Here is a 15,970-nt window from a genome sequence, read left to right as displayed (position 1 = left end):
GCTACACAGTCCGACGGTTGTGCATCTCCACCCTACACGTATCCCTGATAATTCGGGTGCTGCCGCGCGCAGAATCCGCAGCGGGTTGGCATTTACCGTGGGCTCCAATGGGGAGTCCACGCTCATGGCTAAACAAGACTAGGTGTGGGCGACTGCGCTCTCACTCAGCTCTTAACAGGCGTTGTTTCCGAAGCATCTGCCATGGTCTGGCTCAAGACTGACTGCACTTTGTGAACTGGCCGTAAATATCGGCGCAAAACGCGAGTATTCACTCTGCTTTTTGCACTCGCTTCAGGCCTCATGTCACCTGCGCTTGTTACAATCCCGAGCCTTCCAAGGTGGCCGAAGCCCCGTAGGACGGCCTCGCGTCCTGATGAATTGCGATGGTCAGGGCCGGCAATTTGCCGCATGTCCTCTGCCCAGGCCGCTTTTGGCGGCGTTCGCGACTATAGCAGCAATGATTAAGTGCTTCAATTCCATAAAAAATTGTTATCATCGCGGCCATGACGACTACCACCCCCCCGACCCCCAGCGTCCAGCTGCTTGAGGTCTCGCCGGAATATGCCGGCCAACGCATCGACAATTTTCTCCTGGCCCGGCTCAAAGGCGTGCCCAAGACCTTGATTTACCGCATTTTGCGTAAAGGCGAAGTGCGCGTGAACAAGGGGCGGATCAAGCCTGAGTACAAGTTGCAGGCGGGCGATATCGTCCGTGTGCCGCCCGTGCGCGTGCCTGAGCGCGACGAGCCTGTGCCCTTGGCCCAGGGGCTGTTGCAGCGCCTGGAAGCCTCGATTGTCTTCGAAGACAACAAACTGATCGTGATAAACAAGCCGTGCGGCATCGCAGTTCACGGCGGCAGTGGCCTGAACTTCGGCGTGATCGAAGCCTTTCGCCAGTTGCGCCCGGATGCCAAGGAGCTGGAGCTGGTCCATCGCCTGGACCGTGACACCTCCGGCCTGTTGATGATCGCCAAGAAGCGCAGCATGTTGCGCCACCTGCACACCGCCCTGCGTGGCGACGGTGTGGACAAGCGCTACATGGCGCTGGTGCGTGGCAATTGGGCCAGCTCGATCAAGAGCGTTCGTGCACCGCTGCAAAAGAGCAACCTGCGTTCCGGTGAGCGTATGGTCGAGGTGGACGAGGAGGGCAAAGAAGCCCTGACCCTGTTCAAGGTACTGCGCCGCTTCGGCGACTTCGCCACCATGGTCGAAGCCAAACCGGTCACTGGTCGTACTCACCAGATACGCGTGCACACCCTGCACGCAGGGCACTGCATTGCCGGTGACACCAAGTACGGTGATGAAGGTTTCTCCAAGGAGATCCGCGATCTGGGCGGTAAACGTCTGTTCCTGCACGCCTACATGCTCACTGTGCCGCTGCCCGATGGTGGCGAGCTGAAATTGCAGGCGCCGGTCGACGAGATGTGGGCCAAGACCGTGGAGCGTTTGAGTGTCGCACCCTGACTACAAACTGCTGATCTTCGATTGGGATGGGACGCTGTGCGATTCCATTGGTCGGATTGTCGAGTCGATGCATATGGCTTCGACTCGCTCGGGTTTTGAGTTGTGCAGCGACATCGCGGTCAAGGGCATCATTGGCCTGGGCTTGCCTGAAGCAATCCGCACGCTTTACCCGCAAATTGCCGACGACGAGCTGATAGCGTTCCGCGAGCACTATGCCGATCACTACATTGCGCTGGAGGCCGAGCCTTCGCCGCTGTTCGACGGTGTGGTGCAGTCGCTGGAGGCCTTGTGTGCCGAGGGCTATCAGCTGGCGGTCGCCACCGGAAAAGCCCGTCGCGGGCTGGATCGGGTGCTCAAGGCGCATGGCTGGGAAGACTATTTCGACATTACCCGTGCGGCTGATGAAACCGCCAGCAAGCCCCATCCTCTGATGCTGGAGCAGATCCTGGATCATTGCGGTGTATCGCCGCGCCAGGCATTGATGGTGGGTGATGCGTCTTTCGACCTGATGATGGCGCGCAATGCTGGCATGGACAGCGTGGCGGTCAGCTATGGCGCCCAGGCTGCCGAGGCGTTGCAGCAATACGAGCCGAGGCTCACGATTGATCATTTTTCTGAATTGCAGGCCTGGCTCAGCCGGGCCCGATAAGTCTTTGCTGGGGTTGATGGCATGAGTGACGAGTGGAAAGCGCCCGAAAAGGCCGAAAGCAGTGATGATAAAAGCTGGAAGCTGCTGGAGAAGACCCTCCTGGCCAGTGTCCAGGAACAGCGTCGTTCGCGGCGCTGGGGGATTTTTTTCAAGCTGCTGACCTTTGTTTATCTGCTTGGGATGCTGGCGCTGTTCAGTCCGCTGATGGATATGGAAAAAAGCGCTACCCGCGGTAGTCACTACACCGCCCTGATTGAGGTGCGCGGTGTGATTGCCGACAACGAGCCCGCGAGTGCCGACAATATCGTCACCAGCCTGCGCGCCGCCTTCGAAGACCCCAAGGTCAAGGGCGTGATCCTGCGTATCAACAGTCCTGGCGGCAGCCCTGTGCAGTCGGGCTATGTGTATGACGAGATTCGCCGGCTGCGCGCACTCCATCCGGATACCAAGCTCTACGCGGTAATTTCCGACCTGGGCGCCTCGGGGGCTTATTACATCGCCAGTGCCGCTGACCAGATCTATGCCGATAAGGCCAGCCTGGTGGGCTCCATTGGTGTGACGGCGGCCGGTTACGGTTTTGTCGGCACCATGGAGAAGCTGGGGGTGGAGCGTCGCACCTACACCTCGGGTGAGCACAAGGCGTTCCTGGATCCTTTCCAGCCGCAAAAGGCGGATGAAACCGCGTTTTGGCAGAGCGTGCTCGATACCACTCATCGCCAGTTCATTGCCAGCGTCAAGCAGGGCCGTGGTGACCGGTTGAAGGATAAGGATCATCCGGAGTTGTTCTCCGGGTTGGTGTGGTCGGGCGAGCAGGCATTGCCGCTGGGCTTGATTGACGGATTGGGTAGTGCCAGCTCGGTGGCGCGGGATGTGGTTGGCGAGAAGGAGTTGGTGGATTTTACGGTCGAGGAATCGCCGTTTGATCGCTTCTCCAAAAAGCTCGGCGCCAGCGTGGCTGAGAAGCTTGCGCTGTACATGGGCTTCCAAGGCCCGACGCTACGCTGATACCCCGAGCCTGCTGTAGATCAAAAGGTGGGAGGGGGGCTTTCTCCCTCCCACATTTGGCCGGTGGTGTATTTAAGGGATTTGCACGCCCTCAGCGAGCAGCATATCCACCAGCCGAATCAGCGGCAGCCCGACAAGGCTGGTCGCATCCGGCCCTTCGGTGCTTTGGAACAGGCTCACGCCCAGCCCCTCGGCCTTGAAGCTGCCCGCGCAGTCATAGGGCTGCTCGATCCGCAGGTAGCGCTCAATACGCTCTGCATCCAGCTCGCGCATGGTTACCGTGAAAGGCACGCAGTCGACCTGGCAATGCCCTGTGTTGCTGTTGAGTAGTGCCAGCCCGGTAAGAAAGCTCACACGCTTGCCACTGGCCGCCAACAACTGTTCGCGGGCGTTTTCAAAGGTGTGAGGCTTGCCGATGATCCGGCCTTCCAGTGCAGCGACCTGGTCAGAGCCAATGATTAAATGGCCAGGATGGCTGGCGGCGAGGGCGCGGGCTTTTTCTTCGGCCAGGCGCTTTACCAGTTCGATGGCGGATTCGTCCGGGCGGTGGCTTTCGTCGATATCCGGCGAGCTGCAGGTGAAAGGCAGGTGCAGGCGGCTCAGTAATTCCCGGCGATAAACCGAGCTGGACGCGAGTAATAAAGGCAGCATATACGTCTCCTCAAGGCAGTCACCGATTCTAGCGACGCGACCGGCTGACGCACAGGGCTGAATTTCCTTTGACATGGCTGGGTGCATCCCTATAATGCTGCGCCTATGTTGAATGACCCGATTCCACCTCACGTTGACCCGCGCAAATTGGCTGATCGTGGCACCACCCTTCAAGGTGAAGTGCTGCTGGCCGATTTGGAGAGACTCTGCGACCCGCTTTCCGACACTGTCGGTACGGTGCAGGCTAAATTCGTTTTTGAACGAGATGAACGTAAGTCTGTGGTAATCCACAGCTTTATCGACACCGAAGTCAAAATGGTTTGCCAGCGTTGTCTTGAGCTGGTCACCCTGCCGATCCACAGCGAATGCAGTTATGCTGTGGTGAAAGAGGGTGCGAATACCCAGTCGTTGCCGAAAGGTTATGACGTGCTGGAACTGGGCGAAGATCCATTGGATCTGCATGCACTGATCGAGGAGGAGCTTTTGCTCGCCTTGCCCATTGTGCCTGCTCATCATCCGGAAGAATGCCAGCAGCCGGAGGGTCTCGATGACGAGGCCGAGCCGAGCGAGGACGAGGTAACGCGGTCCAACCCGTTCAGTGTATTGGCGCAGTTAAAGCGTGACCCAAACGTTTAGGAGTTAATCAATTATGGCTGTTCAGCAGAACAAAAAATCCCGCTCCGCCCGTGACATGCGCCGTTCGCACGACGCTCTCGAGGCTAGCACCCTGTCCGTGGAAAAGACCACTGGTGAAGTTCACCTGCGTCACCACGTATCGCCAGAAGGCGTATACCGTGGCCGTAAAGTGATCGACAAGGGCGCTGACGAGTAATCACTTGTCTGCCCAAGTCATCGCGATTGACGCAATGGGCGGGGACTTCGGTCCCCGCAGCATTGTTCAGGCCTGCATTGCCAGCCTGTCTGCTACGCCCTCGCTGCACCTGACCCTCGTCGGTCAACCTACCCTTCTTGAAGAACTGATTGCCAGCCATCCGGCGGTGGATCGTGCGCGCCTGACCATTACGCCCGCCAGCGAAACCATCAGCATGGATGAAAAGCCGGCCGCAGCCTTGCGCGGCAAGCCCGACTCTTCAATGCGTGTGGCTCTTGAGCTGCTGCGTGATGGCAAGGTGCAAGCCTGTGTCAGTGCCGGTAATACAGGGGCGTTGATGGCCTTGTCGCGGCATTTGCTCAAGACCTTGCCGGGTATCGACCGCCCGGCGATGGTGGCGGCGATCCCGACGCAGAAGGGCTATTGCCAGTTGCTGGACCTGGGCGCCAATGTCGATTGCAGTGCCGAGCACCTGTTGCAGTTCGCCGTGATGGGCTCGGTGGCCGCTGAAGCGCTGGGCGTAGCCCGGCCAAGGGTCGCCCTGCTGAATATCGGCACCGAGGACATCAAGGGCAACCAGCAGGTCAAGCTGGCCGCCACGTTGTTGCAAGGCGCGCCGGGCTTGAACTACATAGGTTTTGTCGAAGGTGACGGCTTGTACCGTGGTGAAGCCGACGTGGTGGTGTGTGACGGGTTTGTCGGCAACATCCTGCTCAAGTCGAGCGAGGGCTTGGCAACCATGATTGCCACGCGTATCGAAGCCTTGTTCAAGCAGAGCCTGGTATCGCGCATGGTCGGTGCTCTGGCGCTGCCGTTGATGCGCCGCTTGCAGGCCGACCTGGCACCGGCACGGCACAACGGAGCGAGCTTTCTCGGCTTGCAGGGCATTGTGGTCAAAAGCCACGGCTCGGCCGGCGTGCAGGGGTTTCAAAGTGCGATTGCGCGGGCGTTGATCGAGATACAGGAAAACCTGCCGCAACGCCTGCACGGCCGTCTTGAGGATCTGTTGCCTTAGGCGAATTGGTCCGGGAGTGCTTAAATGTGACCGGCCAGTTCAATTGACCATCCAATCTGTCAGTTTCGCGCGCTCCCACCGTTGGAGTGCGCATTTTTGACGACCAGATCATTAGGGGCTTGTTACATGTCTACATCCCTCGCATTCGTCTTTCCAGGGCAGGGTTCGCAGTCCCTCGGCATGTTGGCCGAGCTGGGCGCGCAATACCCGCTGGTCCTGGATACCTTCAAGGAAGCTTCCGATGCCCTGGGTTACGACCTGTGGGCGCTGACCCAGCAGGGGCCGGAAGAGCAGCTCAATCAAACCGATAAAACCCAGCCGGCCATTCTGACCGCTTCGATCGCCCTGTGGCGCTTGTGGCTGGCAGAAGGTGGGGCGCGTCCGGCATTTGTTGCCGGGCACAGCCTGGGCGAATACAGCGCCCTGGTGGCGGCGGGCAGTCTGACCCTTGGTGAAGCGGTCAAGCTGGTCGAGCGTCGTGGCCAGTTGATGCAAGAAGCCGTTCCGGCCGGGCAGGGCGGCATGGCCGCGATCCTGGGCCTGGATGATGCGGTGGTAATCGAGGCCTGCGCCGAAGCGGCGCAAGGTGAGGTGGTCAGCGCGGTGAACTTCAACTCCCCGGGGCAGGTGGTGATCGCCGGCGCCAAGGCGGCTGTTGAGCGCGCCATCGAAGGCTGCAAGGCCCGGGGTGCCAAGCGTGCACTGCCGTTGCCGGTGAGCGTGCCGTCCCACTGCGAACTGATGCGCCCGGCTGCCGAGCGCTTTGCCGAGTCTATCGCGGCCATCAACTGGCAGGCGCCGCAGATCCCGCTGGTGCAGAACGTCAGCGCGGCCGTGGCTGCCGACCTCGACACCCTCAAGCGCGACCTGCTGGAGCAACTGTACAAGCCGGTGCGCTGGGTTGAATCGGTCCAGACCCTGGCTGCCAACGGCGCCAACGAGTTGGTCGAGTGCGGCCCGGGCAAAGTCCTGGCCGGCCTGAACAAGCGCTGCGCCGACGGTGTGTCGACCGCCAACCTCAATACCCCTGAAGCCTTCGCTGCCGCTCGCGCGGCACTGGCCTGAATCCCGTACTTAGGAGAAGCCTGCATGAGTCTGCAAGGTAAAGTTGCACTGGTTACCGGCGCTAGCCGTGGCATTGGCCAGGCCATCGCCCTGGAGCTGGGCCGTCAGGGCGCCGTTGTGATCGGCACCGCCACTTCCGCCTCGGGCGCCGAGCGTATCGCCGCGACCCTGAAGGAAAACGGCGTGCAGGGTACCGGCCTTGAGCTGAATGTGACCAGCGATGAGTCCGTGGCTGCCGTATTGGCCGAGATCACTGCACAGTTCGGTGCGCCGGCGATTCTGGTGAACAACGCCGGTATCACCCGTGACAACCTGATGATGCGCATGAAAGACGACGAGTGGTACGACGTGGTCGATACCAACCTGAACAGTCTGTTCCGCCTGTCCAAGGGTGTTTTGCGCGGCATGACCAAGGCGCGTTGGGGCCGAATTATCAATATTGGCTCCGTAGTGGGTGCCATGGGCAACGCAGGCCAAGTAAACTACGCTTCCGCCAAGGCCGGTCTGGAAGGTTTCAGCCGTGCACTGGCACGTGAAGTCGGTTCGCGGTCGATTACGGTCAACTCGGTGGCCCCAGGGTTCATCGACACCGATATGACCCGCGAACTGCCGGAAGCACAGCGTGAAGCGTTGCTGACGCAGATTCCGCTGGGCCGTCTGGGCCAGGCTCAAGAGATCGCGAATGTGGTCACTTTCCTGGCATCCGACGGTGCGGCATACGTGACTGGGGCTACAATCCCGGTGAACGGCGGGATGTACATGAGTTAAATTGTGACGGATCGCTTCAAAAAAATGTCATACGAGCTGTCTAAAATCCGTTATAAAGCTGCAACTTAATTTATAGGCAGGTGGCCGACCGGGTACAGGGTGAAGCTTTCAGTTGAAAAGCTGAAATGGCTTTCTATACACTTACCCACTGGCCAGCTGCCTGAATTTGTCCATTAGGAGTTAAACAAGGTATGAGCACCATCGAAGAGCGCGTCAAGAAAATCGTTGCCGAGCAACTGGGCGTTAAGGAAGAAGAAGTGGTCAACACTGCTTCCTTCGTAGAAGACTTGGGTGCCGATTCCCTTGACACCGTTGAGCTGGTGATGGCTCTGGAAGAGGAATTCGAGACCGAAATCCCGGACGAAGAAGCTGAAAAAATCACTACTGTTCAAGCTGCCATCGACTACGTTACCAGCCACCAGGCGTAATAGTTTGTAGTCGTCGCTTGCTGTCAGGGAAAAACCGCACTGCTGTAACGGCGTGCGGTTTTTTCTTTAGGCGGTGATGAAAAGTAAGCTGCGAATCGAAGTGTCGTCATTAGAAAAAGGAGAGTGCTGTGTCGCGTAGACGCGTCGTAGTCACCGGTATGGGTATGTTGTCGCCACTGGGTACGGATGTGCCGAGCAGTTGGCAGGGCATTCTGGCTGGCCGCAGTGGTATTGGTCTGATCGAACACACGGACCTTTCTGCCTATTCCACCCGTTTTGGCGGCTCGGTAAAGGGCTTCAATGTCGAGGAATATCTCTCGATCAAAGAATCCCGCAAGCTCGACCTGTTCATTCAATACGGCTTGGCAGCCGGTTTTCAGGCGGTGCGCAACGCCGGCCTGGAAGTCACCGACGCCAACCGTGACCGCATCGGCGTGGCCATGGGTTCGGGGATTGGCGGTTTGACCAATATCGAAGAAACCAGCCGCACGCTGCACGATTCCGGCCCGCGTCGAATTTCACCGTTCTTCGTGCCCGGCTCGATCATCAATATGATTTCCGGCTTCCTGTCCATCCACCTGGGTGCACAAGGGCCTAACTACGCCATCGCAACGGCGTGCACCACGGGCACCCACTGCATCGGCATGGCGGCGCGCAACATCGCTTATGACGAAGCGGATGTGATGATCGCCGGTGGCGCTGAAATGGCCGCCTGCGGCCTGGGCATGGGTGGCTTCGGTGCATCCCGTGCGTTGTCGACCCGCAATGACGAGCCCACCCGAGCCAGCCGTCCGTGGGACAAGGGCCGTGATGGCTTCGTGCTGTCTGACGGCGCCGGTGCCCTGGTGCTGGAAGAGTTGGAGCACGCCAAGGCGCGTGGCGCCACCATCTACGCCGAGTTGATCGGCTTTGGCATGAGCGGCGATGCCTATCACATGACGTCGCCACCGTCCGACGGTGCCGGTGCTGCGCGCTGCATCACCAATGCACTGCGCGATGCGAAGGTCAACCCTGACCAGGTGCAGTACATCAACGCCCATGGTACTTCGACGCCGACCGGCGACCTGGCGGAAGCCGAAGCCATCAAGTCGGTGTTCGGTGAACATGCCTACAAGCTGGCGGTCAGTTCCACCAAGTCCATGACCGGCCACCTGTTGGGTGCGGCGGGCGCGGTCGAGGCGATCTTCAGTGTAATGGCGATCAAGGATCAGGTCGCTCCGCCGACCATCAACCTTGATGAGCCGGACGAAGGCTGCGACCTGAACTTCGTGCCCCACGAAGCGCAACCGATGCCGATCGACGTGGTGATCTCCAACTCGTTCGGGTTTGGTGGCACCAACGGCTCCCTGGTGTTCCGCCGGTTTGCCGAGTGATGCACAGCTGGGTCGACGGTCAGCCGGCGGGCAGCGTGCCCCTGAAAGATCGTGGCCTGGCGTATGGCGATGGGATATTCGAGACCATCGCCGTCAAGGCCGGGCAGCCGTTGCTGCTCGACCGTCACCTGCAACGCCTGGAAGAGGGTTGCAGGCGCTTGGCACTGGTGGCCGATCACGGGTTGATTCGCAACGAAGTGCTTGGCTTCGCCGCTGCGCTGGGTGACGGTGTCCTCAAGTTGATCCTCACCCGTGGCGACAGCCTGCGCGGTTATGGCATCAACCCTGGCGCCCCGGTGCGTCGTATCTTGCAGGGCAGTGCGCCCGCTATTTACCCGCCCGCCCATGCAATCGAAGGCATCCGCCTGTTCCCCTGTACCACGCGCTTGGCTGAGCAGCCGCTGCTGGCCGGTCTCAAGCACCTCAACCGCCTGGAGCAAGTGATCGCCCGTGCCGAATGGCAAGATACCGAACATGCCGAAGGCCTGATGCTGGATATGTCCGGGCGGGTGATCGAAGGCGTGTTCAGCAACCTGTTCCTGGTGCGCAACGGCTTGTTACTAACCGCTGATCTGACCCGTTGCGGCGTGGCCGGGGTGATGCGCGCCGAACTGCTGGCCCAGGCACATGCGCTGGGCGTCCCGGTGGTCGTGGCCGACATCAATATTGAGCAGTTGCAGCAGGCCGATGAAGTCTTTGTCTGCAACAGCGTATATGGCATTTGGCCGGTGCGTGGATGCGCTGCGATGAGCTGGCCGGTTGGGCCGCTCACCCGTAAACTGCAGGGTATTGTTCGCGCGCTATTGGATATTTGAGTTGATACGAAAACTGGTGTTACTGCTGCAGATCAGCCTGGTCTCGGCAGCGTTGCTCGTGGGCTTTTCGGCCTGGAAACTCGACTCTGCCCTCAAGCAGCCCCTGAAGCTGCCCCAGGAGCAGTTGCTCGACGTGCCGGCTGGCGCTACCCCGACGGGTACTTTCAATCGTCTGGAAGCCGACGGTGTACTCGACGATGCATTCTGGTTACGCCTGTACTGGCGCTTCAACCTTGAAGGCCAGCCACTGCACAGCGGCGAATACCGCATGACACCCGGCCTCACTGCCGAAGGCTTGATCGGCCTGTGGCAGCGCGGCGAGGTGGTGCAATACAGCCTGACCCTGGTGGAGGGCTGGAATTTCCGCCAGGTGCGCACCGCCCTGGCCAAGCATGAAAAAATCGTTCAGACCCTTCCTGGCCTGACTGACAGCGAAGTGATGGACAAGCTCGGCCATGCGGGTGAGTTTCCGGAAGGGCGTTTCTTCCCTGACACCTACCGTTTTGTACGCGGCATGACCGATGTCGAATTCCTGAAAAAAGCCTACAACCGCCTGGACGATGTGCTCGCCCAGGAGTGGAGCAAGCGTGCCGACGATGCGCCGTACACCGACCCTTATCAGGCACTGATCATGGCGTCCCTGGTGGAAAAGGAGACCGGCGTGCCGCAAGAGCGTGGGCAGATTGCCGGTGTGTTCGTGCGCCGCATGAAGATCGGCATGATGCTGCAGACTGATCCCACCGTGATTTACGGCCTGGGTGAGCGCTACAACGGCAAGTTGACCCGCGCCCACCTCAAGGAAGCCAACCCCTACAACACCTATATGATCGCCGGCCTGCCGCCCACGCCTATTGCGATGGTCGGTCGCGAGGCGATCCATGCAGCGCTGAACCCGGTGCCGGGCAGCAGCCTGTATTTTGTCGCCCGTGGCGACGGTAGCCATATTTTCTCGGATAACCTGGATGCCCATAATGCCGCCGTGCGCGAGTTCCAGCTCAAGCGGCGTGGCGATTACCGCTCCAGCCCGGCGCCGGTGGTGAAACCGCTGGAAGATGCAACCGCACCTGCCGAGGCACCGATTGAGCCCGCGCCGGACAGTACCGCGCCGCAAAGCCCGCAATGACTCTGACTAAGGACTGCCTGTGACTGGCTTGTTTATTACCCTGGAAGGCCCGGAAGGTGCCGGTAAAAGCACGAACCGCGACTACCTGGCCGAGCGCCTGCGTGCGCAGGGCGTCGAAGTGGTGCTGACCCGCGAGCCGGGCGGTACGCCGCTGGCCGAGCGTATACGCGAAGTGCTGTTGGCCCCGGGTGATGAGCCAATGAACCCGGACACCGAGCTGCTGCTGGTATTTGCCGCCCGAGCCCAACACCTGGCCGAAGTGATTCGCCCCGCGCTGGCACGCGGCGCCGTGGTGATTTGTGATCGGTTCACGGATTCCACCTACGCCTACCAGGGCGGTGGCCGAGGCTTGTCAGTAGAGCGTATCGCCACCCTTGAAACCTTCGTACAGGGCGATGTGCGTCCGGATTTGACCCTGCTGTTCGATCTGCCCGTGGAAGTGGGCATGGCCCGCGCCAGCGCTCGCGGTCGCCTGGATCGTTTCGAACTGGAAGGCCCGGTATTTTTCGACGCGGTGCGCAGCGCTTTCCTGCAGCGCGCCAAGGCTGAGCCGGCGCGTTATTACCTGCTCGATGCGGCGCAGCCGTTGAACCAGGTGCAACAGGCCATTGATGCGCTGTTGCCGACTCTGCTGGAGCGCACTCGTGGCTGAGTCCTACCCGTGGCAGGACAGCCTGTGGCAGCAACTGGCCGGTCGTGCCCAGCACGCCCATGCCTATTTGCTGCATGGGCCCGTGGGCATCGGTAAACGTCACCTCGCCGAGCGCTTGATGGCTAGCCTGTTGTGCCAGCGCCCGGTCAATCTGCAGGCGTGTGGCGAGTGCAAATCCTGCCTGCTGCTCAAGGCTGGCAGTCACCCGGACAACTATGTGCTGGAGCCCGAGGAAGCCGACAAGGCGATCAAGGTCGACCAGGTACGCGACCTCGTCAGCTTCGTAGTGCAGACCGCGCAGATGGGCGGGCGCAAAGTGGTGCTGATCGAGCCAGTCGAGGCGATGAACATCAACGCCGCCAACGCCTTGCTCAAAAGCCTTGAAGAACCGTCCGGCGACACCGTGCTCTTGCTGGTGAGCCATCAGTCCAGCCGTTTGTTGCCGACGATTCGCAGCCGCTGCGTACAGCAGGCGTGCCCGTTGCCGAGCGAGGCCATGAGCCTGCAATGGCTGGCGCAGGCGTTGCCGGAGTGCACCGAGCAGGAACGGGTCGAGTTGTTGACCCTGGCGGCCGGTTCACCCCTGGCAGCCGTGAAGCTGCAAGCCCAGGGCGTGCGTGAGCAACGAGCACTGGTTGTGGAGGGTGTGAAGAAGCTGCTCAAGCAGGAGCTGTCCGCCACGCAACTGGCCGAAAGCGCCTGGAAGGATATTCCCCTGCTGCTGTTGTTCGATTGGTTCTGCGACTGGTCCAGCCTGATCCTGCGCTACCAACTGACCCAGGATGAAAACGGCCTTGGCCTGGCGGATATGCGCAAGGTGGTGCAATACCTCGCGCAGAAAAGTGCCCAGGACAAAGTGCTGAACATCCAGGACTGGATTCTTGCTCAGCGCCAGAAGGTACTCGGCAAGGCCAACCTCAACCGCGTGCTGTTGCTTGAGGCGCTGCTGGTGCAGTGGGTTGGCCTGCTCGGGCGCCGTTAATTTCCGGGGCCGACAGGTGTATGGTTGGCCAGACCCTTTTCGTGAATTAAGCCCTGACTCCCTATGCTCGTAGATTCCCATTGCCATCTTGATCGCCTTGACCTTGCCCAGCACGGCGGTTCCCTCGACGCCGCCCTTGAAGCTGCACGCCAGCGTGGGGTAGGGCACTTTCTGTGCATCGGCGTCAGCGCTGAAAACGCCGGTGACGTCAAAGCCCTGGCTGATCGCTACGCCGATGTGGATTGCTCGGTGGGCATCCACCCGCTGGACCTCAAACCCGGCGAAGCCCCGGCTCTGGATTGGCTATTGGGCGAACTGAACCATCCACGGGTGGTGGCCATTGGCGAAACCGGCCTGGACTACCACTACGAGCCTGAAGCCGCCGAGTTGCAGCAGGCCTCTTTCCGCCTGCACTTGCAAGCCGCCCGGCAGACCGGCAAGCCGGTGATCGTCCACACCCGAGGTGCCCGCGCCGATACCCTGACCTTGCTGCGCGAAGCTGCGCTGCCGCAGGCCGGTGTGTTGCATTGTTTTACCGAAGATTGGGACATGGCCAAGGCTGCTCTGGACCTGGGGTTCTATATTTCCCTGTCGGGTATCGTCACCTTTCGCAACGCCGACGCGCTGCGCGACGTGGCTCGCCAAGTGCCAGCCGATCGCCTGCTGGTGGAAACCGACTCGCCGTACCTGGCGCCTATCCCCCATCGCGGCAAGCCAAACCTGCCTGAATATGTGCGTGACGTGGCCGATTACTTGGCGATGCTGCGCGGCGAGTCGTACGAGCGCTTCGCCGAGCAGACCACCGAAAACTTCAAACGCCTGTTTCCGTTGGCCCATGTAGCCGGATAGCACGGCTGAATCGCAGGCAAAAAAAACCCGGGTTCTGGGGGGTGAATCCGGGCTAAGACCATTAGGAGTAAAACAAGGGCACGCAGTCCGTCGGTACCCAGGTCGTCGCGTCACTTGGGGGAGATGTCGCGGCGACAGTTGAAGTATTGATCAGTATCCGATTCAGTCCAGTCAGATCTGATCGTTTTTTAAACAGATTTGGAATACGCCCGCTTAGCTTGAGTTCTCATTGAGCAGGTGGGCAGCTTCAGGTGGTGCGTCTATTTCTGACTGATATCGATAAAAACGTTGGCGTATTGAAAGTTAAGTGCATCGCGGGTTCACATAGACATTGCCCAACGACCGTTCAGTCGGGATAATCCCTCGCATCGGGTAAATCGTATCGCCACGTATCTGTGGCCCTGCGCAACCCTCCCTATTCCGACCTTTGCAGACTTCTTCCTCATGCACAAAGAACCCCGTAAGGTCCGTGAGTTTCGCCGCCGTGAGCAGGAAATTCTCGACACCGCACTCAAGTTATTCCTCGAACAGGGCGAAGACAGCGTCACGGTAGAGATGATTGCGGATGCCGTGGGTATCGGCAAGGGCACCATCTACAAGCACTTCAAATCCAAGGCCGAGATCTACTTGCGTCTGATGCTCGACTACGAGCGCGACTTGAACGAGCTGCTGCACTCGGCCGATGTCGACAAGGACAAGGAAGCGCTGTCTCGCGCTTACTTCGAGTTCCGTATGCGTGACCCGCAGCGCTACCGCCTGTTCGACCGCCTGGAAGAGAAGGTGGTCAAGGGGCACCAGGTGCCGGAAATGGTCGAGGAGCTGCACAAGATCCGCGCCTCGAACTTCGAACGCCTGACCCTGCTGATCAAGGGGCGCATCAGTGAAGGCAAGCTTGAAGACGTGCCGCCGTATTTCCACTACTGCGCCGCCTGGGCCCTGGTGCATGGCGCCGTGGCGCTGTATCACTCGCCGTTCTGGAGCAATGTGCTGGAGGACCAGGAAGGTTTCTTCCAGTTCCTGATGGACATCGGCGTGCGCATGGGCAACAAGCGCAAGCACAGCACTGAACTGCCTGGCCCTGAAAAAGGTGATGAGACCCCGGCTACGTAAGTTATTCGCTGCAGTGATGGGGCAATGATTTACTGCCAGGGGTATTAACCCAGGAATATACTCAGGCAAGGACCTTGCTAAAAGCTGATTTATGAGTCAGTTTTTAGTGCGCCCGAATTATCTTCTGCCGGAGTGATCCATGATCGTTGATCGTCAAGGCAGGCGTTTTCGCAATTTGCGGATCAGCCTGACCTCAGCCTGCAATTACGCGTGTACCTACTGCGTGCCTGACGGCAAGCGGCTGGTGGCTGCCCAGGACGAACTCTCGGCCGCGGCCATGGCCCGGGGCGTGGCTTACCTGATTGAAGCGGCGGGCATCGAACGCCTGCGCATCACTGGCGGCGAACCGCTGGTGAGCCCCAAGCTGGAAGCGTTCATGGACGCGGTAGGGCAGATGGGCCTCAGCGACATCAGCCTCACGACCAACGGCCAATTGCTGGCGCGCAAACTGCCGTTGCTGGTGGATGCCGGCATTCGGCGTATCAATGTCTCCCTCGATACCCTGGATGCCGATGCCTTTCGCAGCATCGCCCGTGGCGGCGACCTGGCCACCGTGCTCGATGGCATGGACCAGGCCAGCGCGGCCGGCATGAAGATCAAGGTCAATATGGTGCCATTGCGTGGCCAGAACCTGGATCAGGTGATGCCTCTGCTCGATTACTGCCTGGAGCGTGGCTACGAGTTGCGCTTTATCGAATTGATGCGCATGGGGCACCTGGCGAAAGACTCCAACGCGTTCCTCCAGCAATTTGTCAGCTTGCAGCAATTGCTCAGCCTGATCGGTGAGCGCCACGAATACCTGCAAGCCAACGCGCCCGTTGACGCTACCGCCGTACGCTACGAAGTACCGGGCAAAGGCTTCTTCGGCGTGATCGCCAACGAAAGTGTACCGTTCTGTCGTACGTGTTCGCGGTTGCGGTTGTCCTCCACGGGCTGGCTGCATGGTTGCTTGTCCTCAAGCAATCGCCACTACGTCGGTGACTTGCTTGATCAACCGCGCCACCAGGCACTGCCGGCCTTGCAGGGCTTGTTGATGAAGGCGCTGGGCGACAAGCAGGAAGTGGCGTTTTCGGGCGGCGCGACGATCATGAAGATCATTGGCGGCTAAGGTCGCGCATGCCTCAATGTGTTGTCCTTCAAGCTGGCGCAGAACCTGCATCTCACGCCCATTCGCCGGTTTTCCGTCACCG

The 15,970-nt window shown here is 60.0% G+C and carries 18 protein-coding genes; 17 read left to right on the top strand and 1 reads right to left on the bottom strand.

Annotation, left to right across the window (positions count from 1 at the left end):
* Window positions 1-503 precede the first annotated feature (503 nt).
* Genes rluC through LJX92_RS19945 form a run of 3 tightly spaced genes read left to right on the top strand, consistent with a single transcriptional unit; the run spans window position 504 to window position 3,117 of the window.
* Entirely contained in the window at window positions 504-1,463 is a 960-nt protein-coding gene (gene rluC, locus LJX92_RS19955) for a 23S rRNA pseudouridine(955/2504/2580) synthase RluC (RefSeq protein ID WP_005790558.1), read from the top strand.
* Entirely contained in the window at window positions 1,450-2,112 is a 663-nt protein-coding gene (locus tag LJX92_RS19950; RefSeq protein WP_228308862.1) for an HAD-IA family hydrolase, read from the top strand. The genes rluC and LJX92_RS19950 overlap by 14 nt, the downstream gene beginning before the upstream one ends.
* Window positions 2,113-2,133: 21 nt before the next feature.
* On the top strand, window positions 2,134-3,117 hold the full coding sequence (locus tag LJX92_RS19945; RefSeq protein WP_228308861.1) for a S49 family peptidase: 984 nt from the start codon (window positions 2,134-2,136) through the stop codon (window positions 3,115-3,117).
* Window positions 3,118-3,189: 72 nt separating this feature from the next.
* On the opposite strand, the gene LJX92_RS19940 is transcribed toward LJX92_RS19945, so the two are convergent.
* Entirely contained in the window at window positions 3,190-3,768 is a 579-nt protein-coding gene (locus LJX92_RS19940) for a Maf family protein (protein ID WP_032879859.1), read from the bottom strand.
* Window positions 3,769-3,873: 105 nt separating this feature from the next.
* On the opposite strand from LJX92_RS19940, the gene LJX92_RS19935 reads away from it, so the two are divergent.
* The 14 genes from LJX92_RS19935 (at window position 3,874) to LJX92_RS19870 (ending at window position 15,888) form a co-directional block, all read left to right on the top strand.
* Complete coding sequence (locus LJX92_RS19935) at window positions 3,874-4,404, top strand: YceD family protein (RefSeq protein ID WP_005790551.1); 531 nt, start codon at window positions 3,874-3,876, stop codon at window positions 4,402-4,404.
* A 13-nt stretch (window positions 4,405-4,417) separates the two neighbouring features.
* A complete protein-coding gene (gene rpmF / locus LJX92_RS19930; RefSeq protein ID WP_003179396.1) occupies window positions 4,418-4,600 on the top strand; it encodes a 50S ribosomal protein L32 in 183 nt (60 codons plus the stop codon).
* Window positions 4,601-4,604: 4 nt separating this feature from the next.
* Complete coding sequence (gene plsX / locus LJX92_RS19925; protein ID WP_228308860.1) at window positions 4,605-5,615, top strand: phosphate acyltransferase PlsX; 1,011 nt, start codon at window positions 4,605-4,607, stop codon at window positions 5,613-5,615.
* A gap of 126 nt (window positions 5,616-5,741) precedes the next feature.
* The gene (gene fabD / locus LJX92_RS19920) at window positions 5,742-6,680 is read left to right on the top strand and encodes an ACP S-malonyltransferase (RefSeq protein WP_032879861.1); all 939 of its coding nucleotides are present in this window, start codon (window positions 5,742-5,744) and stop codon (window positions 6,678-6,680) included.
* A gap of 24 nt (window positions 6,681-6,704) precedes the next feature.
* Window positions 6,705-7,448 (top strand): 3-oxoacyl-ACP reductase FabG, encoded by a 744-nt coding sequence (fabG, locus tag LJX92_RS19915; protein ID WP_005790544.1) that lies wholly within the window; start codon window positions 6,705-6,707, stop codon window positions 7,446-7,448.
* 191 nt (window positions 7,449-7,639) lie between these two features.
* Window positions 7,640-7,876, top strand: a complete 237-nt coding sequence (acpP, locus tag LJX92_RS19910) for an acyl carrier protein (RefSeq protein WP_003175607.1) — start codon at window positions 7,640-7,642, stop codon at window positions 7,874-7,876.
* 128 nt (window positions 7,877-8,004) lie between these two features.
* On the top strand, window positions 8,005-9,249 hold the full coding sequence (gene fabF, locus LJX92_RS19905) for a beta-ketoacyl-ACP synthase II (protein WP_005790527.1): 1,245 nt from the start codon (window positions 8,005-8,007) through the stop codon (window positions 9,247-9,249).
* Window positions 9,249-10,064, top strand: a complete 816-nt coding sequence (gene pabC, locus LJX92_RS19900; protein ID WP_032879862.1) for an aminodeoxychorismate lyase — start codon at window positions 9,249-9,251, stop codon at window positions 10,062-10,064. The genes fabF and pabC overlap by 1 nt, the downstream gene beginning before the upstream one ends.
* 1 nt (window position 10,065) lies before the next feature.
* Window positions 10,066-11,187 (top strand): endolytic transglycosylase MltG, encoded by a 1,122-nt coding sequence (gene mltG / locus LJX92_RS19895; RefSeq protein WP_032879863.1) that lies wholly within the window; start codon window positions 10,066-10,068, stop codon window positions 11,185-11,187.
* A gap of 19 nt (window positions 11,188-11,206) precedes the next feature.
* On the top strand, window positions 11,207-11,839 hold the full coding sequence (gene tmk / locus LJX92_RS19890) for a dTMP kinase (RefSeq protein WP_228308859.1): 633 nt from the start codon (window positions 11,207-11,209) through the stop codon (window positions 11,837-11,839).
* The gene (locus LJX92_RS19885; protein WP_032879865.1) at window positions 11,832-12,821 is read left to right on the top strand and encodes a DNA polymerase III subunit delta'; all 990 of its coding nucleotides are present in this window, start codon (window positions 11,832-11,834) and stop codon (window positions 12,819-12,821) included. Before tmk ends, LJX92_RS19885 begins: the two co-directional genes overlap by 8 nt.
* A 63-nt stretch (window positions 12,822-12,884) precedes the next feature.
* Window positions 12,885-13,670, top strand: coding sequence for a TatD family hydrolase (locus tag LJX92_RS19880; RefSeq protein ID WP_005790519.1), 786 nt, complete (start codon window positions 12,885-12,887; stop codon window positions 13,668-13,670).
* Window positions 13,671-14,114: 444 nt separating this feature from the next.
* A complete protein-coding gene (locus tag LJX92_RS19875) occupies window positions 14,115-14,780 on the top strand; it encodes a TetR/AcrR family transcriptional regulator (protein WP_032879867.1) in 666 nt (221 codons plus the stop codon).
* A gap of 139 nt (window positions 14,781-14,919) precedes the next feature.
* Window positions 14,920-15,888: a GTP 3',8-cyclase MoaA gene (locus LJX92_RS19870; RefSeq protein WP_228308858.1), complete on the top strand. Its 969-nt coding sequence runs from the start codon at window positions 14,920-14,922 to the stop codon at window positions 15,886-15,888.
* Window positions 15,889-15,970: the final 82 nt, after the last annotated feature.

The organism is Pseudomonas sp. HN8-3 (genome assembly GCF_020790195.1).
Taxonomy (GTDB): Bacteria; Pseudomonadota; Gammaproteobacteria; order Pseudomonadales; family Pseudomonadaceae; genus Aquipseudomonas; species Aquipseudomonas synxantha_A.
The sequence above is the reverse complement of the archived record's forward strand: the minus strand, read 5'-3'. Positions and strand labels throughout refer to the sequence as shown.